The 21,128-nt window shown below is 70.1% G+C and carries 19 protein-coding genes and 1 other RNA gene; 4 read left to right on the forward strand and 16 right to left on the reverse strand.

The genetic code is table 11. The annotated features are described in order from the left end of the window. Positions 1 to 62 precede the first annotated feature (62 nt). The 5 genes from AB0N61_RS01740 to ffs all read right to left on the reverse strand — a co-directional run bounded on the left by AB0N61_RS01740 (position 63) and on the right by ffs (position 4,985). Complete coding sequence (locus AB0N61_RS01740; RefSeq protein ID WP_363361280.1) at positions 63 to 1,283, reverse strand: acetate kinase; 1,221 nt, start codon at positions 1,281 to 1,283, stop codon at positions 63 to 65. Then, positions 1,280 to 3,403 (reverse strand): phosphate acetyltransferase, encoded by a 2,124-nt coding sequence (pta, locus tag AB0N61_RS01745; protein ID WP_363361282.1) that lies wholly within the window; start codon positions 3,401 to 3,403, stop codon positions 1,280 to 1,282. The genes AB0N61_RS01740 and pta overlap by 4 nt, the downstream gene beginning before the upstream one ends. 60 nt (positions 3,404 to 3,463) lie before the next feature. Beyond that, positions 3,464 to 4,231 carry a hypothetical protein gene (locus AB0N61_RS01750; protein WP_363361283.1) on the reverse strand — a complete coding sequence of 256 codons (768 nt, stop codon included), beginning with the start codon at positions 4,229 to 4,231 and terminating at the stop codon, positions 3,464 to 3,466. Continuing rightward, positions 4,228 to 4,845, reverse strand: coding sequence for a rhomboid family intramembrane serine protease (locus AB0N61_RS01755; protein ID WP_363361285.1), 618 nt, complete (start codon positions 4,843 to 4,845; stop codon positions 4,228 to 4,230). The genes AB0N61_RS01750 and AB0N61_RS01755 overlap by 4 nt, the downstream gene beginning before the upstream one ends. Positions 4,846 to 4,888: 43 nt before the next feature. Further along, an RNA gene (gene ffs, locus AB0N61_RS01760) (signal recognition particle sRNA small type) lies at positions 4,889 to 4,985 on the reverse strand. Positions 4,986 to 5,035: 50 nt separating this feature from the next. Between ffs and AB0N61_RS01765 the strand changes: the two genes are divergently transcribed. The 4 genes from AB0N61_RS01765 (at position 5,036) to AB0N61_RS01780 (ending at position 12,485) form a co-directional block, all read left to right on the forward strand. Next, the gene (locus tag AB0N61_RS01765) at positions 5,036 to 7,942 is read left to right on the forward strand and encodes a DEAD/DEAH box helicase family protein (RefSeq protein WP_363361287.1); all 2,907 of its coding nucleotides are present in this window, start codon (positions 5,036 to 5,038) and stop codon (positions 7,940 to 7,942) included. 86 nt (positions 7,943 to 8,028) lie between these two features. Further along, positions 8,029 to 9,018, forward strand: a complete 990-nt coding sequence (locus tag AB0N61_RS01770; RefSeq protein WP_363361288.1) for a MoxR family ATPase — start codon at positions 8,029 to 8,031, stop codon at positions 9,016 to 9,018. Positions 9,019 to 9,031: 13 nt separating this feature from the next. Then, a complete protein-coding gene (locus AB0N61_RS01775) occupies positions 9,032 to 10,243 on the forward strand; it encodes a DUF58 domain-containing protein (protein WP_363361289.1) in 1,212 nt (403 codons plus the stop codon). Continuing rightward, a complete protein-coding gene (locus AB0N61_RS01780) occupies positions 10,230 to 12,485 on the forward strand; it encodes a DUF3488 and transglutaminase-like domain-containing protein (RefSeq protein ID WP_363361290.1) in 2,256 nt (751 codons plus the stop codon). Before AB0N61_RS01775 ends, AB0N61_RS01780 begins: the two co-directional genes overlap by 14 nt. A 39-nt stretch (positions 12,486 to 12,524) precedes the next feature. Here the strand turns inward: AB0N61_RS01780 and AB0N61_RS01785 are convergent, their stop codons facing one another. The 11 genes from AB0N61_RS01785 to mpaD form a co-directional block, all read right to left on the reverse strand. Then, positions 12,525 to 13,415: a rhodanese-related sulfurtransferase gene (locus AB0N61_RS01785; RefSeq protein WP_363361292.1), complete on the reverse strand. Its 891-nt coding sequence runs from the start codon at positions 13,413 to 13,415 to the stop codon at positions 12,525 to 12,527. A gap of 79 nt (positions 13,416 to 13,494) precedes the next feature. Continuing rightward, positions 13,495 to 14,229: a hypothetical protein gene (locus tag AB0N61_RS01790; protein ID WP_363361293.1), complete on the reverse strand. Its 735-nt coding sequence runs from the start codon at positions 14,227 to 14,229 to the stop codon at positions 13,495 to 13,497. Next, positions 14,226 to 14,954 (reverse strand): ABC transporter permease, encoded by a 729-nt coding sequence (locus AB0N61_RS01795; RefSeq protein ID WP_363361295.1) that lies wholly within the window; start codon positions 14,952 to 14,954, stop codon positions 14,226 to 14,228. The genes AB0N61_RS01790 and AB0N61_RS01795 overlap by 4 nt, the downstream gene beginning before the upstream one ends. Continuing rightward, positions 14,951 to 15,667, reverse strand: a complete 717-nt coding sequence (locus AB0N61_RS01800; protein WP_167948089.1) for an ATP-binding cassette domain-containing protein — start codon at positions 15,665 to 15,667, stop codon at positions 14,951 to 14,953. The genes AB0N61_RS01795 and AB0N61_RS01800 overlap by 4 nt, the downstream gene beginning before the upstream one ends. Before the next feature lie 2 nt (positions 15,668 to 15,669). Next, on the reverse strand, positions 15,670 to 17,355 hold the full coding sequence (mpaP, locus tag AB0N61_RS01805; protein WP_363361297.1) for a daptide biosynthesis intramembrane metalloprotease: 1,686 nt from the start codon (positions 17,353 to 17,355) through the stop codon (positions 15,670 to 15,672). After that, the gene (gene mpaM / locus AB0N61_RS01810; RefSeq protein WP_363361299.1) at positions 17,342 to 18,154 is read right to left on the reverse strand and encodes a daptide-type RiPP biosynthesis methyltransferase; all 813 of its coding nucleotides are present in this window, start codon (positions 18,152 to 18,154) and stop codon (positions 17,342 to 17,344) included. Before mpaM ends, mpaP begins: the two co-directional genes overlap by 14 nt. Positions 18,155 to 18,234: 80 nt before the next feature. Then, positions 18,235 to 18,354 (reverse strand): MpaA3 family daptide-type RiPP, encoded by a 120-nt coding sequence (gene mpaA3 / locus AB0N61_RS01815; protein WP_363361300.1) that lies wholly within the window; start codon positions 18,352 to 18,354, stop codon positions 18,235 to 18,237. A 35-nt stretch (positions 18,355 to 18,389) separates the two neighbouring features. Next, the gene (mpaA2, locus tag AB0N61_RS01820; RefSeq protein ID WP_363361301.1) at positions 18,390 to 18,515 is read right to left on the reverse strand and encodes an MpaA2 family daptide-type RiPP; all 126 of its coding nucleotides are present in this window, start codon (positions 18,513 to 18,515) and stop codon (positions 18,390 to 18,392) included. A gap of 39 nt (positions 18,516 to 18,554) precedes the next feature. Beyond that, complete coding sequence (gene mpaA1 / locus AB0N61_RS01825; RefSeq protein ID WP_363361302.1) at positions 18,555 to 18,689, reverse strand: MpaA1 family daptide-type RiPP; 135 nt, start codon at positions 18,687 to 18,689, stop codon at positions 18,555 to 18,557. Further along, entirely contained in the window at positions 18,690 to 19,877 is a 1,188-nt protein-coding gene (gene mpaC / locus AB0N61_RS01830) for a daptide-type RiPP biosynthesis dehydogenase (RefSeq protein ID WP_363361304.1), read from the reverse strand. Then, on the reverse strand, positions 19,867 to 21,126 hold the full coding sequence (gene mpaD / locus AB0N61_RS01835; RefSeq protein WP_363361305.1) for a daptide-type RiPP biosynthesis aminotransferase: 1,260 nt from the start codon (positions 21,124 to 21,126) through the stop codon (positions 19,867 to 19,869). Before mpaD ends, mpaC begins: the two co-directional genes overlap by 11 nt. Between the last annotated feature and the right edge of the window lie 2 nt (positions 21,127 to 21,128).

Genomic DNA, 21,128 nt, shown 5'->3' on the forward strand with positions numbered 1-21,128 from the left:
CGTGCCACTGTGCAAGCGTAGTGCGGCTCGGCACCGAGCGGTAACCCCCGAGGACGGATCGGTCAGAGCAGGCGGAACGTCTGCCGGGCGATCTCGAGCTCTTCGTTCGTGGGCACGACGAGCACGTCCACTCGGGAGGCGTCGGTCGAGATCCGTCGAACGCCGCGCTGGCGTGCGGCATTGCGCCCGTGATCGATCTCGACACCCGCGAATCCGAGCGTCGCCATCGCCTCCGCACGCACCGCGGCCGCGTTCTCGCCGACCCCCGCGGTGAACGAGATCACGTCGACCCCGCCGAGCTGCGCGATGTACGACCCCGCGTAGGCCCTCAGTCGGTGGACGTACACGTCGAACGCGAGCGTCGCCGCGGCATCCCCCGCTTCCCTTCCGGCGAGGACGTCCCGCATGTCGCTGCGTCCCGCCAGGCCTTTGAGCCCGCTGCGCTGATTCAGGAGGGCGTCGAGGTCATCGATCGAGTAGCCCGCTCGCCGCGAGAGGTGCACGAGCGCCGCCGGATCGAGATCGCCGGATCGCGTTCCCATGACGAGTCCCTCGAGAGGGGTGAGCCCCATCGAGGTCTCCACCGATCGGCCGCCGTCGATCGCGGTCACCGACGCGCCGTTGCCGAGGTGGAAGACGAGCTGGCGCAGCGTGCCGAGGTCGCGTCCGAGGAACGCGGCGGCCGACTCGCTCACGAACTGGTGGCTGGTGCCGTGGAATCCGTACCGGCGCACCCGGTGCGCCGCCGCGAGCTCGGCGTCGATCGCGTAAGTGTAGGCGGCCGGAGGAAGGGTCTGGTGGAATGCCGTGTCGAAGACCGCGACATGCGGGACGCCGGAGAACACCTGCCTCGCCGCGACGATTCCTGCGAGGTTCGCGGGGTTGTGCAGCGGGGCGAGCACCGCGAGCTCCTCGATCTGCTCCTCGACGTTCGGAGTGACGAGAGTCGGTGCATAGAACCGCGCGCCACCGTGCACCACGCGATGTCCGACCGCGACAGGGGGATGCTCGTCGAGCAGCGGACCGTGCTCGGCGAACTGCTCGAGCATCACCGTGAACGCCGCACCGTGATCGGAGACCGGCTGCTCGGAGTCGTACGAGGCGTCGAGCATCGTGACGACGGCGTCTCCCCCGGCATCCGGACGCACCGTGTGCCGGATGGCACTGCGGTCCTGTCCGATCCGGTCGATGAGACCCGTCGCGAGCTCGTTCTCGTTCTCGATGTCGATCAGGCTGTATTTGAGCGACGAGGAGCCGCTGTTGATGACGAGGATGGCGCTCATGCGGTCGCTCCTTCGGACTGCGCCTGGATCGCCGTGATCGCGACGGTGTTGACGATGTCCTCGACCAGCGCGCCGCGGGAGAGGTCGTTGATCGGCTTGTTGAGTCCCTGCAGCACCGGGCCGATCGCCACGGCGCCCGCCGAGCGCTGCACGGCCTTGTAGGTGTTGTTCCCGGTGTTGAGGTCGGGGAAGACGAAGACGGTCGCCCGCCCGGCCACCGCCGAGTCGGGGAGCTTGGCCTTCGCCACGGCGGCATCCGCGGCCGCGTCGTACTGGATCGGCCCTTCCACCAGCAGCTCCGGTGCGCGCTCGTGCACGAGTGCGGTCGCGGCCCTGACCTTGTCGACGTCGGCGCCGGACCCCGACTCCCCCGTCGAGTACGACAGCATCGCGATGCGCGGTTCGATGCCGAACTGCTGCGCGGTCGCCGCCGACGAGATCGCGATGTCGGCCAGCTGCTCGCTTGTCGGATCGGGGATCACCGCGCAATCTCCGTAGACGAGCACCCGGTCGGCGAGCGCCATGAGGAACACGCTCGAGACGACCGTGACGCCCGGCTTGGTCTTGATGATCTCGAACGACGGGCGGATCGTGTGCGCTGTCGTGTGCGCGGCGCCCGAGACCATCCCGTCGGCCAGGCCGAGGTGCACCATCATCGTGCCGAAGTACGACACGTCGGTGACGGTGTCAGCGGCCTGCGCCAGGGTGATGCCCTTGTGCGCCCGCAGCCGCGCGTACTCCGTCGCGAACCGCTCGACCATCTCGGGATCGGTGGGGCTGAGCACCTGCGCCGCCGAGATGTCGACGCCCAGCTCGATCGCCCGCGCTCTGATCGTCGATTCGTCGCCGAGGATCGTGAGCTCTGCGACGTCGCGCGCCAGCAGGGTCGCGGCGGCGCGGAGGATGCGATCGTCGTCGCCCTCGGGCAGCACGATGCGCCGCCGGTCGGAGCGTGCGCGCTCGATGAGGCCGTACTCGAACATCAGCGGCGTCACGACGCGCGACTCGGCGAGCCCCAGCTGGGTGGTGAGCTCGCCGATGTCGACGTGGGTCTGGAACAGCCCCAGCGCCCGGTCGTAGCGACTCCGCGACTCGGGCGAGATGCGGCCCCGCGCGCCCATCACGCGCACAGCGGTGTCGTAGGTGCCGAGGTCGGTCGCGATGATCGGCACGGTCGAGGTGAAGCCGTCGAGCAGCTGCACGATCGGCTCGGGAAGCGGGAAGGGGCCGTTGAGGATGATGCCGGCGACTCGCGGGAAGGTGCCTGAGGCGTCGGCGAGCAGCGTCGCGAGCAGCACCTCGGTGCGGTCGGCCGGGATCACCACGACCGACTCCTCGGTGAGCCGCGGGAGCACGTTCACCATCGACATGCCGGCGACGACGATGGTCAGCGCCTCGCGCGCGAGACGGTCGCGGTCGCCCTTGACGAGACGGCCGTCGACCGCGGCGAGGATGCCGTTGATCGAGGGGGCCACCAGCGTGCGATCCTCGGGGATCGCCCACACCGGTGTGGTCTTCTGCGGGCGCACCGCCGCGACCGCCTGTTCGATGTCGGAGAGGTGCTCGGGGTCGGCCCGGTTGACGACGATCGCGAACAGCTCTGCACGCTCGACCTCGAGCTCGGAGAGCGCGAGCGCACCGATCTGCCCGACCGCGGCGGGCGTGCGGGCGGTGGTCGTTCCCAGCTGCTCGGCCTGACGCTGCTGGTCGCGACCGCTCAGCACGAGCAGCACGGGGGCGGCGAGGTTGGCGGCGATCCGCGCGTTGTACCCGAGCTCGGCGGGGCTGGCGACGTCGGTGTAGTCGCTGCCGATGATGACCACGGCGTCGCACTGCGCCTCGACCGCCTTGAATCGGGCGACGATGGTCGCCAGCGCGCGGTCGGGGTCGTCCCGCACATCGTCATAGGTCACGCCGATGCAGTCCTCGTAGTCGAGGTGCACCCCGTCGTGCGCGAGCAGCAGCTCGAGCACGTCGTCGCGCTCGGTCACCGACCGCGCGATCGGGCGGAAGACGCCGACCCGCGGAGTGACGCGCATGAGCGCATCGAGCACGCCGAGGGCGATGGTCGACTTGCCGGTATGGCCTTCGGCCGAGGTGATGTAGATGCTCTGCGCCACAGTCCCACCCTAGGCGCACGAGGTCATGATCTCGCTGGGTTGACAGCCGTGCGAAATGCCTCAGCAGGGCGCCGAGAGCGCATCCACCACGGCAGCGGCATCCGAGGCGTACCGCGTGTAATAGGTGGGGTCGAGGTTGATCTGCACACGGTGGATCGCGAGCGACGGATCCATCGACTGCCAGTCGGGGACTCTCGCCAGTCGCTCGTAGAACAGCGTCGCGGCGGTCGCCGGATCCATGCGCTGCTCCGCCGACCCCCACCAGTGCTGCTGCTGGAACAGCCCGATGCTCGTCGTCCGGCTGCCGTCGGGATTGGTGAACCCGCTCGTCTCCCAGTCGCCGTAGTCGATGTTGCGCAGGCTGCTCTCGCCCATCGCCGTCATCACGCCCAGGACCTGCCCGTCACGGCCGAATCCCAGCGCGGCCGCCGTCTGCATGATGGTCGCGGCGTTCTCGAGCTGCTCCCCCTGCCACCCGGCGATCCCCGCCTGGGGGAACGTGGACGGATCGGAGATGCAGATCGCCAGCGGCTTCTCGTGCGCGAGTCCCAGCGGGATCAGCATTGCGGCGAGCGCGACGGCGATGACCGCCACCGCCGACAGCGCGATGCGCCGCAGCAGCGTGGCACGCCGCATCCGCCGCTGCGCTCGACGGCGCGGCGAGGCGCGGCGCGCGGGCGGACGCTGACGGGCCGGCCTCTTGCGGGTCGCCGGCTTCTTGCGGGTCGCCGGCTTCTTGCGGGTCGCTGGCTTCTTGCGGGTCGCCGGCTTCTTGCGGGTCGTCGTGCTGCGCGCAGTCGAGCCGCGGGCGCTCCTCGCCGAGCTCATGCGCTGCGGGTCTCGGATCGGCCTCTGCCGACGAACGCTGCGAGGCCGCCGCCGATCGCGCCGAACAGATGCGCCTGCCACGAGATGCCCTCGCGGACGCCGACGACCCCGGCGAGCATCGAGCCGCCGTAGAGCCCGATCACGATCAGCGCGACGATCGCATAGAGCACGCGGTGGGAGACCCGTCCCGGCGCGAAGACCCGCATCACCGTGTACCCGAAGTATCCGAAGACGAGCCCTGACGCCCCGACGGTGAGAGCCCCCGGCGCATTCACGAGCCAGGTTCCGAGGCCGCCGATGACGGCCGCGAAGGCGGTGACGGTCCAGAACCTGCGAGCGCCCTCCACCGCGACGAGGGAGCCGAGCACGAGCAGCGGCACGGTGTTGCCGATGAGGTGCGCCCAATCCGCGTGCAGGAGAGGGCCGATGACGATGCCCCCGAGACCCGAGAGGTCCCAGGAGCGAAGACCGAATCCCGTGAAGGAACCGGGAAGGATCGCGTCGGCGAGCTGGACCAGCCACATCAGGGCGACCAGCAGCAGCGGCGCCGCGAAACGGCCGAGAGCGCTGGAGCGCGGGGAGTCGGCGGTGCGGGTCACATCGGGCCTTGTCACGTCACGATCCTGTCAGGACTGGCCCGGAGGACCCTGACAAAAAGAAAGTGACCCTCCGCGCACCCAGCAGAGCCCGGTTACCCTTGCTGCGTTTCCGCCCTGGGGGAATTGGCCTGGATGCCGCCACGCGGAGAGCCGTCGACAAGTCTAGCCGATGTCTGACCCTGCTCTTTGACAGACTGGGCAGGTCATGGATCCCCTCGCCACCGCTCCCCTTGCGACGTGGCGTTTTCGGGGCACTCTGCGCACCTACCAGGCCGAGGTCCTCGACCGGATCGCGGCGGGCGGAGCGGAGCCGCTGCACATCGTCGCTCCACCGGGATCCGGGAAGACACTGCTGGGTCTGCTGCTCGCAGCTCGGGAAGGCCACCGCACCCTCGTGCTGTCGCCGACGGTGACCATCCGCGAGCAGTGGGCGCGCACCGCGGCGGAGCTGGCGCCACAGCCCGCGGCGGTCTCGGACGACCCCGAGCGCCTCGCCGACCTGACGGCGCTCACCTATCAGCTGCTCAGCGTGACGGGGGACGGCTCTCCCTTCGACGACCTCGCCCAGGCGCTGTGGACGGATGAACTCGTGGCGAGCGGCCGCACCGACGCCGAGGCCGCGACCTGGCTCGCCGAGCTGGCGGTGGACAATCCCGCCCGGCACCGCTCCGGCATCCGCCGTCGTGCGCGCCGGGTGCGTTCGCACTTCACCCGTCAGCGCCCCTCGGAACTCGCTCGCGTGCTGCATCCGAATGCCGTCGCCCTCATCGACCGGATCGTCGCGGCGGGGGTGCGCACGGTCGTGCTCGACGAGTGTCATCATCTGCTCGACCACTGGGCGATCGTGGTGGCGTATCTCGTCGCGCGCATCCGAGAGACCGGCGCAGAGCCGACGCTCATCGGCCTCACCGCGACCCTGCCCTCGCCGGACGACGAGACCGAGTTCGAGAACTACAGCCAGCTGCTCGGAGCAGTGGACTACGAGGTGCCGACACCCGCTGTCGTGAAGGAGGGGCATCTGGCGCCGTATCGCGATCACGTGCTGTTCACCGAGCCCCTGCCCGCAGAGGCCGCGTTCATCCGACGGCACGAGTCCCTGCTGCACGACCTCATCACGCAGGTGCTCTCGACCCCCGACGCGCTGACGTATCTCGAGCAGCACCTCCAGCCCCCGGACCCTGCCGGCCCTTCCGTCGAGACACCCCTCGCCCGTCTCGACCGGGCCTTCTCGACGGACTTCGCCCTCACCCGGTCGTGCGCTCTCGTGCTGCGCGAGGTCTCACCGCGGCATCCTCTGGCCGCCTCGATCCCGCCCGCGCTGCTCGACCGGTGCACGAGCGACGACCTGCTGACCGTCCTGTCGCGGTTCGCCCAGGAACGGCTGCTCTCGGACCCCGCCGCCGTGAGCCAGTGGGAGCACGTGCGGCGGTCGCTCGCAGACTTCGGGTATGCGCTGACCGACCGGGGCATCCGTCGCGGTCGGAACCCCGTCGAGACCACGCTGGCGTTCTCCGCGGCCAAGGACCACGCCGCCGTCGAGATCCTGCGTCGCGAACTCGCCGGCGCCGACGGCGACCGGATCCGCGCGGTCGTCGTGACCGATTTCGTCGAGCACGGCAACAACCGCGGCCTGGTCGGCCACGCGCCCGCCGGCGCCCTGCGCACGTTCGACCTCCTCGCGGTCGACGCCGTCACCTCCGGGCTGCGCCCCGTGCTGCTCACCGCGCAGCATCTGCGCGTCCGTGCGGAGGATGCCGTCGACCTCGCGGCCGCGCTCGGCGACCTGATCGGCGAGCCGATCGGCATCTCGGACGGCGTCGGCCCGACACGCGACCTGCAGGCGCGCGGCGTCGGGAGCGGACGCGTGGTGGGAGCCGTGTCCGAACTGATCCGCCGAGGGGACATCCGACTGCTCGTCGGCACCCGGGGGCTGCTGGGCGAAGGATGGGACTGCCCGTCGGTCAACACCCTGGTCGATCTCACGACCGTGGCGACCTCATCCGGCACCCAGCAGCTGCGCGGGCGCACCCTCAGACTCGATCCCGCCTGGCCGGAGAAGGTCGCGCACAACTGGTCGGTCGTCTGCATGATCCCGTCGCACGTCGACCTCGACGACGCGTCCGAGTCGGTGCGTCTCCGACGTCGGCATTCGCATCTCTGGGGGCTGAGCGCCGACGGAGACGGACGGATCGTCAGCGGGCTGGGGCATGCGCTCAGCGCACACGCCCGGGAGGCATGGACGCGCGTGCTCGACAAGGACCCGTCGACATCCATCGAGGACCTCGACGCCCTCATGCGCGAGCACGTCCCTTCTCGCAGCCGGACGAGGGAGGAGTGGCGGATCGGTGAGCCGTACAGCCCGCACGAGCGGGAGACCGTGGCGATCCGCCGCGACCCGCGCTCGCCGATGCTGCGCACCGGACAGACGGCGGGCACGGGAGCCGTCGCCGGGCTCCTCGCCGGCACGGTGACGACCGGCGCGCTCATCGCCGTGCTGGCGATCGCCGGGGTCTCGTTCGCTCCCGTCGTCGCGGTGGCACTCGCACTCGCCGGGGGCGCCGTCGCTGCGGCGGCGGCATCACTGGGTGCGCTCACCCGGTCGCTGCGCGATCGCTCCCGGCCCGCCGAGATCTATCGGGCCGCGGCGGTCGCCGTCGCCCGCACGCTGCACGATGCCGGGCGCGCCGCCCGGATCGACGAGTCCACGATCGCCGCACGACCGGACGACGCCGATCCCTCCCGCATCCGCATCGAGGTCGGCGGCTCGGCTGCCGACTCACGGGCGATCGCCGATGCCGTCGAGGAGCTCTTCGCACCGGTGCGAACTTCCCGATTCCTGCTGCGGATCGACGCGGCCGGGATGCCGCGGGTTCGCCCGCTCGAACGCCTCGCCGACCGCCTCTCGCCCGGACGCACCCTGCTCGCCGTGCCGCGTATGATCGCCCGGCGACGCGCAGACGCCGAACGCTTCCGCGACCACTGGGAGACGCTGATCGGCACGTGCACGCTGCACGAGCTGACCGGGCTGGAGGGGCTGGCCCTGCTGCGCGTCGCGCGCAGCGCCGACGGCCGAGTGGACCCCGCCGAACCGCGGGCACGCGTCTGGGGCTGACCCCGATGCCGGTTCTCACCCCAACCGTAGGCAGCCGGGTTACGATCGGTTCACGCGCACCGCAGCGCCCACGCGAGAGGGAACGCATGCCAGACAACCCGCCCACGATTCCGGCCGTCATCGATGCCGAGCAGTTCGCCGCGCAGACGTCGGCCATCGTCGAGTCCGTCGGCCGGGTGATCGATGGCAAACCGGATGCGGTGCGGAGCGCGCTCGTGTGTCTGCTCGCCGAGGGACACCTGCTGATCGAGGACGTCCCAGGCGTGGGCAAGACGATGCTGGCGCGTGCGCTGGCCGCGAGTGTGGATGCGACCGTCCGTCGCATCCAGTTCACCCCCGACCTGCTCCCCGGCGACGTCACGGGCGTGAGCGTCTACAACCCCGTCGATCGCGAATTCGAGTTCAAGCGCGGTGCCGTCTTCGCGCACATCGTGATCGCCGACGAGATCAACCGCTCATCGCCCAAGACGCAGTCGGCGCTCCTCGAGGCCATGGAAGAGGGGCAGGTGACGGTCGACGGGTCGACGCACATGCTGCCCGATCCCTTCCTGGTGGTCGCGACCCAGAATCCGCTCGAGATGGAGGGGACCTACGCGCTGCCCGAAGCACAGCGGGACCGCTTCATGATGCGGATCTCGATGGGGTACCCCGATGCGGCGGCCGAGGCCATCATGCTGCGTCAGCGCGACACCGTGAACCCGCTCTCCTCGGTGCGCGCCGTCGCGGATGCGGCGTCGATCTCGGCACTGATCGCCTGGGCGCGGACGGTGCACGTCGCTCCGGCGCTCGAGGAGTACACGGTCGCTCTCGCACACGCGACCCGCGCCGACCCCAACCTCCACCTGGGGGCGAGTCCCCGGGCGACCCTGCAGTTGATCCGCGCCGCGAAGGTGTGGGCGGCGCTCGACGGTCGCGACTTCGTGATCCCCGACGACGTGACGGCGCTCATCGTCCCCGTCCTCGCGCACCGCCTTCTTCCGGCCCGGGGCGCACACCGCGCCGGGGCCCAGCCGGTCGAAGCGGCTCTCCGGCAGATCGTCGAGCGCGTGCGGGTGCCCGTGACGGCGCGCTCCTGACCTCTCGCTCGCCATGCCTCGCCGTCGAACCCTCACCCTCCGGGGAACCGGTGCGCTGCTGTGCGGTCTCGGCTGCCTGATCGCGGCGAACATGCTCGGCGCCCCGATACTCCTCTACGTCGGCCTGCTCCTTCTCGTGCTCACCGTCTTCTCGGTTCTCGTGGTGCGCGTGCCCCGGCGCACCGGGACCGTGACCCGGCAGGTCTCGACCGACCTGCTGACCGTGTCGGAGACGTCTCGGGTGACGCTGCGCTTCGCACTGAGGGCACTGCGCGTTCCGCGCGGACTCTGGCTCGATGTGCTGCCGCCCGCAGTCAGCGGCGACGCAGCGGGCGAGTACCCGTCCGAGACCGGCCAGTTGAGCTATCTGATCACCGGCGTCCGCCGCGGTGTCTGGCCGATCGGCCCTCTCGTGGTGCGCACCGTCGACCCGTTCGGTCTCGCGCAGCGCGAGCAGGCTTTCGGTGAGACCCGCACCGTGACGGTCGTCCCCGAGGTGTTCACGCTCGCGCCCCTGGCGGTCAAGGTCGGAGCCGCCGGCGGCACCGCGCACACGTCGTCGAGCCGACTCGGGCAGGGCAGCGACAATCTCTCGCCGCGGCGGTACATCCCCGGCGACTCGATGCGTCGCATCCACTGGCGGGCGACCGCGCACCGCGGACAGCTGATGGTGCGACAGGAAGAGGATGAGTCCAGCCCCGACGCTCTCGTGATCCTCGACCGCAGCGCCGCGCGGTGGGCACGTCCGGGTGACGATGCGGACCCCGCGTTCGAGGCCGCGGTGTCGATGTGCGCCTCCGTCGCCGTGCACCTCATGCAGGAGGGATACGGCGTCGATGTGATCGACAGCAGCGGAACTCTCCTGGGCACCCTGCGCGGCCATGAAGACGACCGGGACGGCCTTCTCGTCGCTCTCGCGCTGGTCACCCCTCGCGGCGGCGCCCGCGACATCACGACTCTGGTCGGTGGCACCCCGCCCGGTCCACTGGTCTACATCACCGGCGAGATCGACGACGAGGATGCCGCTCTGCTGCGCCCTGCCGGTGCGGCGGCGCCGATGCTGTTCACGACCGCACCGCGCGCCGACTCCGCCGCGGCCGCGGAGCGGAACGGCTGGCGCGTCGCGCGACTCGGCGACGACGTCGCGGAGGCGTGGGAGGATGTGCTGCCCGACCGGATCGGCGGCGCCGCGGATCACCCGGGAGCGACCCATGTCCCGAACTGAGCGAGCGGCTGAACGCCGCTCCCGCCTGTCGTGGCACCGCGAGCACGAGCTCCCCGTCGGCACGGTCCTGCCGTCGGTGCTCGCCGCGGTGGCCGGGCTCGTCGCCATGTGGCCGTTCACCTCGGTCATCGAACCCGGCAGCTGGTCGTTCGCTGTTCTCGCCGTGATCGTCGTCACGGCTCTCACGGGCATGACGTGCCGCACGCTGATGCGCGGCCGTCCGGCCTGGGCACGCGACCTCGTCACGATCGTCGTGCAGATCCTGGTGGTGATGGGCACGGTCGTCCTGCTCGTCGCGGGCGACACCGCGGTGTTCGGCGTGGTCCCCACCGAGGCGACGTTCTACACCTTCCAGGTCCTCGCCGCCTCTGCCTGGGAGGAGATCGCCTTCGGCTCGGCTCCGCTGGCCGCGTCGCCGGGACTCCAGGCAGTGATGGGACTCGGGTTCGGCGTCGTCGCCATCCTGCTCGACCAGCTGGTCGCTCAGCGCGGGGCGATCCTCGCCAGCCTGCTCACGGCGGTCGTCGGATCCATGCCCATGATCGCCACCCTCGGCGGAGTGAACGTCGTCTGGTTCGTGCTGCTCGGCATCCTGATCCTCGTGCTGCTGCGCTACACGGCGGCGCAGAATCCGGAATCACCGCGGCGGACATCTGTGGGTGTCGCCGCCGGGGTCGGCGTGGCCGCGCTCGCGGCGACCGTGATCATCGCACCGGTGGTGCCCGTCTCCGCCAGTCTCGCCGGCACCGGCACGGGAGTCACCGTCGATGCGTCGCTGCGCCTCGGCGACGACCTGCGTCAGCCGAACCCGGTCGAGGTGCTCACACTCGCGACGACGGCTGACACCGCGCCCTACCTTCGACTCACGACGCTCTCAGCGTTCGACGGACGCGTGTGGGAGCCCGATCGCGGCGACCTGCAGGCGCAGAGCGACGGGTTCGGACCCGACGAGTGGGGGGCCGACATCGAGACGACCGACCAGAACACCTCCATCCGGGTGATCCGGATGTCGAGTTCGTGGCTCCCCGTCCCGTACCCCGCGACCAGCGTGCAGGGACTCTCCGGCGCCTGGAGGGTGAGCCCCGAGAACCGCACTCTCGCCTCTAGGGACGGGGATGCGGTCGGCAACGACTACACGGTGCGGTCGCTCGAGGTGTCTCCCACGCTCGAGCAGATCCGCGCGCTTCCCGCCGCCTCGCCGATCGTCGACCCCGATGCCGAACCGGTCGACCTGCCGGACGTGATCGGCGACACGGCAGCCGAGGTCACGGCGGACGCCACGAACGACTACGACCGACTGATCGCGCTGCAGTCGTGGTTCCGCAGCCAGTTCGCGTACTCTCTCGAGACCCCGGTCGATGAGGGCTTCGACGGGACGGGGGCTGATGCGGTCGCAGAGTTCCTCGAGGTGCGGTCGGGATACTGCATCCACTTCGCGGGTGCCTTCGCGCTCATGGCGGAGAGCCTCGACATGGAGGTGCGCATCGTCGTCGGATACCTTCCGGGGGTGCTCACCGAGACCACCCGCGGCGACGAGGCGGTCTACTCGGTCTCGAGCGATCAGCTGCATTCCTGGCCCGAGGTGCTCTTCCCCGGTGTCGGCTGGGTGCCGTTCGAGCCGACCGCCTCGCTCGGGGTTCCCACCGCATTCAGCGCCGCGGCCACCGCGGGCGGGGGGACGGGCGGCGCGGCGACCCCCGCTCCGACGGCCGCCCCCAGCACCGAGCAGACCTCGGGGCCGGAACTCGAGCGCGAGGATGCCGGCGACAATGCCGGCGCGACCGGAGAGCTCCGCAGGCTGGATCCCACTCCGGTCGTGCTGACGACGTCGGCGGTGCTGGTGGCCCTGCTGCTGCCCGCGTTCGCTCGCCTCGCGCTGCGGTTCACGCGTCGCAGCCGCGCGCGTACCGGTGACGCCGGCGCCGCCTGGGCCGAGCTGCGGGCGACCATGCAGGACCTCCGGGTACCCCTGTCGGATGCCGAGACGCCCCGCATGCGCGGCGACGACCTCGTCAGAGACATCCGCGTCGATGCCGATGCCATGCGAGTGCTCGTCGCTGCTGTCGAGCAGGCGAGCTACGCGCGGGCCGGGGCGAGCGCGACCCGAGATCTCGACCCGGCTCTGGTCGACGTGACGGCTCAGCTGCGTCGCAGCGTCGATCGATGGACGAGGGTGCACGCCTTCCTGCTTCCGCGATCGCTCTTCGCGAGCCGCCGCACCGACGTCCCGCTGCTCACCTAGGTGGTTCGCTCGACCGATGGGCGAGCACGACGGACGGAATCAGGCCGCGTGGAGGTCGCAGCGCACCGAGTCGCACGACTCGCAGACGACGAACTGCGTGCGGCATGACGGATCCGGGCAGTTCGCCGTCCGCTTGCTCGGCACCCCGCATCCGACGCATTCGCCGATGACGGCCGCATGGTCCGAGAAGTCGACGGATCCGCGCTTGTCGAACACGTAGAGCGATCCCTCCCAGAGCCCGTCGTCGCCGTACTGCTCGCCGTAGCGGACGATGCCGCCTTCGAGCTGGTACACCTCGCCGAACCCGCGCGCGGTCATCAGGCTCGAGAGGACCTCGCAGCGGATGCCGCCGGTGCAGTAGGTGACGACCGGCTTGCCCTTGAGGTCGTCGTACAGCCCCGAGTCGAGCAGCTGGACGAAGTCGCGGGTGGTCTCGGTGTCGGGCACGACGGCTCCCCGGAAACGGCCGATCTGCGCCTCGAGCGCATTGCGGCCGTCGAAGAAGACCACGTCGTCACCCCGCTCCCCGATCAGCGCGTGGAGCTCTTCTGGTGTGAGCCTCGTGCCTCCCCCGACGACGCCCTGCTCATCGACGCGCAACTCGCCCGGAGCTCCGAACGACACGATCTCATCGCGAACCTTGACGCTGAGCTTCGGAAAGTCGACGCTGCGACCGTCGGAGTCGACACCCGTGCCCTCACTCCACTTGATGTCGGCACTCTTGAAGGGGGCGTACGACCGGAACGACCGCGCCCACTTCTTCAGCGCGAGCAGGTCGCCGCCCAACGTGCCGTTCACTCCGTCCTTCGAGATCAGGAGCCGACCGCGCAGCCCCAGCGCCTCGCCGAGGTCGCGCTGCCAGACGCGGATCGCCTCGGGGTCGGCGAGCGGGGTGAAGACATAGAAGAGGACGATCTTGGGGGTTGCCACCCAGAGATCCTACGTCGACTCGCCGACCGTGTTCTCGGCATCCGACCGGCCCACCCCCGATGCACGCCGTATGCGTCGCCTACGTCACGTCGCGCATCATGAACGCGATCCCGCCGGCCGTGAGGGCGGCGAGCACCCACCCGCCCGCCACGAGGGCGGCGACCGGACCGTCGAGACTCTCGTGGGGCGTGATCCCCACGGCGGAGACATCGAAGCCGAGTGCATCGAGTGTCGCGAGCAGGGGAAGGTAGACGGCGCCGTGCTTCCAGAACATCGCCACCAGCACTCCCCCGCTCAGCGACAGGGGGACGACGAAGAGCGCGACGAGGTGGGCCTGGATCACGACCCCGATTCCCATCCCCCAGAGCCCCGCCCCCGCACCGAGCACGAGGGTGGAGCCGACCGACGACCAGTCGAGCGGACCGACTCCGGACGTCAGGCTCAGCGCGGTGTGTCCGCCGCCCGCTGCCGCAAGGGCGACGACTGCTCCCCCGACGGCGGCCCCGGTGGCCCTGGCGGCGAATGTCGCACCGCGGGGCAGGCACATGAGACGCTGCGCGACGACCCCGTCTCGTCGGTCGACGGTGTAGCGGAATGAGCCGTACACGGCGGCGAGCACCGCCCCGTAGGTCGCGAGCACCGCACCGTATGGCGCCGCGAGAGAGGCCCGCACCTCCGGCGGCGCATCGACGATCCCCGACGGCGTGCTCGCGGCGACCGTCAGAGACAGGAGCACTCCGGCGACGACCACCCACAGGAGCACGACGTCGCCCGAGAAGGCGCGGAGGTGAGCTCGCAGAACCCGACCGATCATCCGATCCGCTTTCGTGCGCCGAGCCAGGCGACGACCACGAGCCCGGCGGCCCACGCCATGCTCACGCCGAGCGCGGGGGCGAACTCGAGCAGACGCCCCTGGTATCCCGGAACGCTGATCGCCGCCAGAACCAGCCCCGGCGAGAACCTCGCCAGTTCGGGAGATGCGCGCAGCAGCGCTGGTTCCACCACCATCGGGATGACCAGGACGATCGCGGCCGTGACGTAGTAGTTCCGGGTGATCCACCCGATGGCTCCGCCGATGAGCGCCCCGAGGAGCACCCCCGCCATCGCCCCCGAGTAGATCTGCCATGCCGCCGGCGTCAGCGCGAGCGCGAGGCCGTTCCTGGCCAGGATGACCGAGACACCCGCCGTCCAGACGACGAAGATGCAGATCGAGAGAACGACCGCCACGAGGGTCCCGGCGACGAGCTTCGCCGCGAATGCACGCGGGACGCCGACCGCGGTGAGAGTCCTGTCGAGCGAGCCGTAATAGCACTCGCGGGTGACCCCGTAGGCTCCGACGAAGGCCGCCGAGACGGCGCACCACGCGAGAGGCTGCAGCAGTGCGATGGTGGCCGCGCCGGGCTCGACGCCGATGAGGTCGAAGCGCGACCCGTCGGAGAACAGCACGAACGCGGGCATCAGCACGGCGACCAGATAGACCGCCAGGACGGAGAACCCGCTCGACGCTCGGAGGATCTCACTGCGGATGACGCTGGTCATGCCGACGCTCCTTCCACGAGATCGAAGTACTTGCTCTCGAGCGAGTCGGCGTCGTCCGTGACGAGGTCTCCGAGCCGCCCCGCGAAGAGAGCGCGCCGTTTGATCACGACCACCTCGTCGACGACCTGCTCCAGTTCTGCGAGCTGGTGGCTGGCGATCAGCACCGTGCCGCCGCGCTGCGCGTAGCCGCGGAGATATCGCCGGAGCCAGCGGATGCCGTCGGGATCGAGCCCGTTCGCGGGTTCGTCGAGGATGAGCGTGCGAGGGGATCCGATGAGCGCGGCGGCCAGGCCCAGTCGTTGGGTCATCCCCGTGGAGAAGGTCTTCACACGACGCCGCGCGTCTGCGGCGAGCCCGACCTCCTCGAGCACCTCGGCGACTCGCCCTCGCGGGGCGCCGGCCGCGAGGCGCGTGATCTCGAGATGCCGCGCGGCGGTGATCCCTCCTTCGAAACCGAAGCCGTCCATATGCACGCCGACGTGGGATGCAGGGTTCTCGAGTCGGGAGAACGGCACGCCGTCGACGAAGGCGCCGCCGCTCGTCGGCTTCACCAGGCCGACGAGCGCGCGCAGGGTCGTCGACTTGCCGGCGCCGTTCGGGCCGAGCAGACCGACGATCGACCCGTGCGGGACGGAGAACGACAACTCGTCGACGGCGACCCGATCGCCGTATCTCTTCGTGAGCCGGCGGACCTCGATCGCGTGGTTGTGCATGTTCATTCCTTTCCGATCTCCCCGCTGTGGAGGGATGACAGCGGCAGTTCGACACCGGTCGCCCAGAGCGCCCGCCACAGATTGCTGACACCGAGTTCGACTCGTGCCTGCCCCGTCTGAGGCAGGCTCCCGCGCGCTGCCGGCGTCTCCGCCTCGGCGACGATCACAGCCGCCACCGACACGTCGTCGGCGGTGACGGGGAACAGCGCATCGAGCGGAACCCGCGTCGGCTGCGGCGGCAGAGCCCGGAGCGTTGCGACGCCCACCCGCTCGTTCGCGAGGACGCCATTGCTCAGCAGCACGACGGGTGCGCCATCGGGCATTGTCGCCTCGACCGCCTCGCCGCCGCGCAGGAGCACCACGCGGCCTGCCTGAGTGGTGAAGCCGAACGTCGCCGTCACCTGAACGGGGATCATCGCCCCCGCGATCCCGACGCTCGCGACCAGCGCGGTGACGACCGAGAAGAATCGAAGACGCGCGACACCCGACGCCCGGATGCGACGCAGCGCTCTCGCGACGAGCAGCACACCGACGAGCACGACGGCCGCTTCGACAGCGACGACGAGCACGCCCACCACCGGGCCCCCGCCGGCGAGCGCTCGCACCAGGCGGGAGACGGTGTACACGACCAGCACGACCGGCGCAATGAGACAGGCGAGGCCGAAGGGCACGCTCCACCACCTGTCGAGGCTCCGGTCGGTCGGACGCCCGCCGAACAGCACGCGCGTCAGGAACGCCGAGCCGTCACGGATCGCGCGGGCCCGGAGGTTCGGCTCATCGAGCGCGCACATGAGCGCGATGTATCCGTCGAATCTCACGAACGGGATCAGATTGACGATGACGATGGCTGTGCACGAGATCGCCAGCAGCAGCACCGTCTGACGGATCGTCGAGGGAGGCAGCGCAAGGGCGGCGATGAGCGCGATCGCACTCACGACCGCATGCACGGCGGGCCCCGCCAACGCGATCGCCACGCGTCGGCGGCGACCGGGCAGTCGCCACCCGTCCGTCACATCGACGAAGAACGCGGGGGTGAGATAGAACAGCATGAAGCCGGCGCGGCGGGGCCTCCCGCCGAATCTCGTGAGGGTGACCCCGTGGGCGCTCTCGTGGAGCGCGGTCAGGAGCGACAGGGTCGCGACGAGGCAGACGAGGCCCGACAGCGGAATCGGCGTGGTCAGGACGCGTCGCAGTTCCGGCGCCTGGAGGACCGCCGCGAGAACACCCGCGCCGAGCAGCACGGCGACGATCGCCAGCGCGGCTCGTGGCGGCACCGGGATGAGCACGCGCTCCAGACGGTCGAAGAGTGCGGGTGCGCGAAGGGTGGCGATCTGCATCGTGAACGGGGGTCTGTAGGTCAGTCGGCCGGGTGGTGGCGTCGCGGCGTCTCCCAGGAGTCCGGAGGCCTGGAAGCGCTGCACGAGGTGCAGGAAGCTCTCGAAGGACCCGGCGCTGTCGAATCGCCGGTGCAGGTCGCGAAGGGCGGCACCGCCGTCCATCGCGCCGAGCAGGTCGACAACCGCCCCGGAGACCCTGGATGAGGGCACACCGTGGATCGACGCGATCCACACCCCTCCGTCGCCGGCGCGCTCGAAGGTGACACCGGGCGCGAGGCGCGGGCACGCATCCGCACTCAGCGCGACCGGCGTCGCGGCGTCCCGTCGGCGCAGGAAGCTAGGCGAGGGCATCGTCACCCCCGGCATCCGCCTGTCCCGCCCACGTCGTGGTGAGGAGCAGGATCTCTTCGCCGAGTGTCCTGACGGGAGAGACGGCGGGAGCGTCGTAACCGGCATCGACGAGCTCACGCGCGAGCGCATCAGGGGTGAGGAGTCCGAGACGGCTGGTGAACACGGTCACCTCTCTCTGCCGCGCCAGGTCGGCGAGCCGAACCCAGTTGACGGTGCGCTCGCCACCGTCCGCCCCCACCTGCTGGGAGAAGAGATACGTCTCGCGTCCGTCCGGTCCGGCGACGCTGATCTCCTGCTCCGTCGAGACCGAGAGGCTCCGCGCTGAGGCTCCTCCCGCGATCGTCAGGGCGAACCGGCCTCCCGGTGCGAGATGACGTCGCACGGTCTCGTACAGGCGCGATCGACCCAGCCGGTCGAGCACGGTGACGGACGTCGCGCCGATGACCACCAGATCGAACCGTCGCCCGAGCGAGAACTCGCGCATGTCCGCGACCACGCACTCGACCATTCCCGGGTCGTGCAGCGCGTTGCGAAGGCGCGACAGCATGTCGTCGGAGAGATCCACCGCGATCACGCGCTTGCCCGACCTCACCAGCGGCACGGTCAACCGCCCGCTGCCGGCTGCGATGTCGAGCACCGGCCCCTCGGCATCTCTCGCGAGTGCCAGCACCTCTCTGACCTCGGCGCGATCGGAGCCCACGAGCCTGTCGTAGAACTCGGCACCTCCACCCGCGTACAGGTCCTGTTCCTTCGCCACCGCGCCGGCCGCCGCGATGCGCGCCAAGACGGCGTCGGTCATGAGACTCGACATGTGTGCACCACCTCTCTGTCGAGAGTGTCGGGGGGTGCGGGTGCGTCACGCCCACCCGCACCCCTTGATCAGGTCGCGATCGCTGCTGCACCGCCGATGATGGCGATGATGTAGCTCGCGTGCTCCCACCATTCGAGTGGGGCGTCGATGTGTTCGAGTTCCACGAACTCGAGCTTCTCGGTATGCATTCGTACCTCCTCAGGCACTGTGCGAAGGGTGGCTGCTACGTCAGGGCGAGGATCCCGATGATCACTCCCACAGCGAATCCACGTGTCCAATCGAGGGCATCATCCTGCGCCTCCATCGCCTCGAGTTCCGTGAACTCGAGCGTCGGGGTTGCTGATCGCATACTCACCTCCTCTCCCTTCTCCTGGTCTGCGCCACGACATCACGTCGCAGCGGCCGCGCCGATGCCGATGAGCACCAGCGCGCCGATGACGCCCTGATAGAAGCTCTCCCAGCTGGGGGCGTCCATCTGCTCCAGTTCGTGGAACTGAAGTCGCGTTCCGACACTTTCGTTCATCTAATCCACCTCCTCCCGAACATCCGGCGGTCGGCTCGGACGAGCGACCGACTGAGGACTCCACGACGAATCGCGCACCAGATCGTGGAAGTCAGAGGCCCTGAGACCCGCGAGCATCGGGAGGCGATCCCCCCACGCCTCCTCTGTCGCAGCGGCGATGCGGGCGGTCATCGGCGGGCTCGGTGCAGCGGGAACGGGAATCTGCCAGCGATCGATGAGCGCGGCGATGCCGGCCGGCGGATCGAGGGGCAGATCGAACCCCCTCGCGACCCCGGTCCAGAACTCTGCGAGGCTCGCGCGATCCCCCCACCGAGCGTCTCCGGCACAGACGCGACGCCAGACTGCAGCCACGACGGCCGCTGTGGCCATCATCTTGCGCACCTCCAGCACGGATGCGACTTCGTTCGCGATGTACCAGTGTCGGGCGCTGTAGGGGTCTTCGCCCGTAAGCGCCGCGGTGCGCTGCGTCGCCGCGCTCAGACGCGCGAGGCGCAGTCGTGAGCCCGCAGCGACGTGGTCGCGGGCCACCGTGTCGATCAGCGCCCTGCCCAGAGCGATCGCGTCGCCTCTGCTTCTCGCACTCCTCCGCGAGCTCGTCGACGATCCCGCGATACGCAGGAACGCCTCCAGCGCACCCTCCCGCACCGCCGCGGAAGAGAGGCTCATCAGGTTGCGGGAGTCGATGATCGCGTGACGCGGCCTCAGTGGGCGACCGATGACGAGCCGATAGCCGCTGGCGTTCTTGAGGATGCCGACGCTGTTCGTCTCGGATGACGTGCCGAGCGTCGTCGGCACCGCCACGATGTCCACCGGCGACGGACCGTCGGGCAGAAAGGTGACCGCTGACCTCGATGCGTGTTCGACGGCGAAGTCCAGCATCCGCCCGGACGCGAGCACGAGTGCCGCGATCTTCCCGGCGTCGAGGATGGTTCCTCCGCCGACGACCACGATGACCTCCGGCGGCCGTCGAACGAGCTCCTCCGCGATCATGACCACTGCAGCGGCGTCGACCGCGCGAGCCTCGATCATGATCGTCCGCCCTCTCACTCCAGGGACGACCGCCGTGGACATCGCGGAATCGACGATCGTGAGGACCTCTCGATCGGCGGTGAGCCGACCGGCGATGCGGTGAGTGATCCCGTGCCCGTGCCACAGGGTAGGGACCCGTGCGGCGAACTCAGCGCGCATGCTCGCGCTCCCGCATCTGCGTCACTCCCGCACGCACGGCCGTCTCCACCTCGAGAAGTTCTCCGGAGTCGAAGCCATAGGCCGGGATCAGCTCGATCGCGCTCGGTCCGGGTTGCACGAGCACCCCGTTGTCGGCGATGTCTGCGACGACCCGGAGGACCTCCTCGCCCGAGAGGGCGCCGCCGCGCCGGTCACGAAGGACGAGTCCGAGGAAGCAGCCGGATCCCGTCACCTCGGCGACCAGGCCATCTGCCGTCAACCTCGTCGTCAGACTCGACAGATCGGCCGCGAGTGCCGTCGCGGTCGCCTCCACGTCTATGCGGTGCAGTTCGGCGATCACCGCGATGACGGCTGCCGCAGATGCGGGGGTCCCGGCCTGCGTCTCACCATGGACGAAGGTCCAGCCGCCGCGCTCGAAAGCTGACGCGATGCGGGGTCCGACGAGGATCGCGGCAGCGCCCGCCGCGCCGTTCGTCAGGGCCTTCGAGAGGATGAGCGCATCGGGCGCGGCCGGCCAGTCATCGGTGGCGAACATGGTTCCGGTGCGACCGAATCCCGTCGCCACCTCATCGGCGACCAGAAGGAACCCGTGCTTCTCACGCAGGGAGAGGAGCCGTGACACGAACGCATCCGAGAGCGCATGCGCCCCGCTGCCCAGCACCGGCTCGACGACCACCGCAGCGACTCGGCTCCCCTCTCTCGTCAGCAGTGCATCGAGTTCTTCTCCGTCGTCGCTGTGTGACACGTGCCTCACCGACCTGCGGTCGACGGAGTACGCGGACTGCAGCAGGTCGTCACCGCTCAGCGCGTGACTGCCGTACATCGTGCCGTGGTAGCTGCCCTTCAGACCCACGACGAGCGTTCGAGAACCGCGGCCCTGCTGCGCCCAGAACTGTCTCGTGAGCTTCATCGCCGCGTCGTTCGCCGCCCCACCCGAGGTCGAGAAGATGACCCGCCGGTAGCGTCCAGGGTTCGCGATCTCGATGAGGGCATCGGCCGCGACCTCGGCGTATCGATGCGGCGCACGGAACAGCGACAGGTAGGACGCGTCATGCATCGCGCGGTTCACGGCTTCGGCCACCGCCTGGTTGCCGAAGCCGAGCGGGACGTTCCACAGTCCGCTCGTCGCACAGAGCCGCACAGATCCGTCGGCGAACTCGATCCGATTGCCCGACGCGCCGACCGCCACCTGATCCGGGCTGAACGTGGTGTCGGCGGGCAGCATCGCCGGCCACAACGCCGTCGACATGC

This window comes from Microbacterium sp. NPDC089320 (genome assembly GCF_040684875.1).
GTDB lineage: Bacteria > Actinomycetota > Actinomycetes > Actinomycetales > Microbacteriaceae > Microbacterium.

Coding starts and splice junctions, on each gene's coding strand:
- AB0N61_RS01740 (WP_363361280.1), bottom strand. CDS start 1,283: ATGAGCGCCATCCTCGTCATCAACAGCGGCTCCTCGTCGCTCAAATAC.
- AB0N61_RS01750 (WP_363361283.1), bottom strand. CDS start 4,231: ATGAGCTCGGCGAGGAGCGCCCGCGGCTCGACTGCGCGCAGCACGACG.
- AB0N61_RS01765 (WP_363361287.1), top strand. CDS start 5,036: ATGGATCCCCTCGCCACCGCTCCCCTTGCGACGTGGCGTTTTCGGGGC.
- AB0N61_RS01770 (WP_363361288.1), top strand. CDS start 8,029: ATGCCAGACAACCCGCCCACGATTCCGGCCGTCATCGATGCCGAGCAG.
- AB0N61_RS01775 (WP_363361289.1), top strand. CDS start 9,032: ATGCCTCGCCGTCGAACCCTCACCCTCCGGGGAACCGGTGCGCTGCTG.
- AB0N61_RS01780 (WP_363361290.1), top strand. CDS start 10,230: ATGTCCCGAACTGAGCGAGCGGCTGAACGCCGCTCCCGCCTGTCGTGG.
- AB0N61_RS01790 (WP_363361293.1), bottom strand. CDS start 14,229: ATGATCGGTCGGGTTCTGCGAGCTCACCTCCGCGCCTTCTCGGGCGAC.
- AB0N61_RS01795 (WP_363361295.1), bottom strand. CDS start 14,954: ATGACCAGCGTCATCCGCAGTGAGATCCTCCGAGCGTCGAGCGGGTTC.
- AB0N61_RS01800 (WP_167948089.1), bottom strand. CDS start 15,667: ATGCACAACCACGCGATCGAGGTCCGCCGGCTCACGAAGAGATACGGC.
- mpaP (WP_363361297.1), bottom strand. CDS start 17,355: ATGCCCTCGCCTAGCTTCCTGCGCCGACGGGACGCCGCGACGCCGGTC.
- mpaM (WP_363361299.1), bottom strand. CDS start 18,154: ATGACCGACGCCGTCTTGGCGCGCATCGCGGCGGCCGGCGCGGTGGCG.
- mpaA3 (WP_363361300.1), bottom strand. CDS start 18,354: ATGCATACCGAGAAGCTCGAGTTCGTGGAACTCGAACACATCGACGCC.
- mpaA2 (WP_363361301.1), bottom strand. CDS start 18,515: ATGCGATCAGCAACCCCGACGCTCGAGTTCACGGAACTCGAGGCGATG.
- mpaA1 (WP_363361302.1), bottom strand. CDS start 18,689: ATGAACGAAAGTGTCGGAACGCGACTTCAGTTCCACGAACTGGAGCAG.
- mpaC (WP_363361304.1), bottom strand. CDS start 19,877: ATGCGCGCTGAGTTCGCCGCACGGGTCCCTACCCTGTGGCACGGGCAC.
- mpaD (WP_363361305.1), bottom strand. CDS start 21,126: ATGTCGACGGCGTTGTGGCCGGCGATGCTGCCCGCCGACACCACGTTC.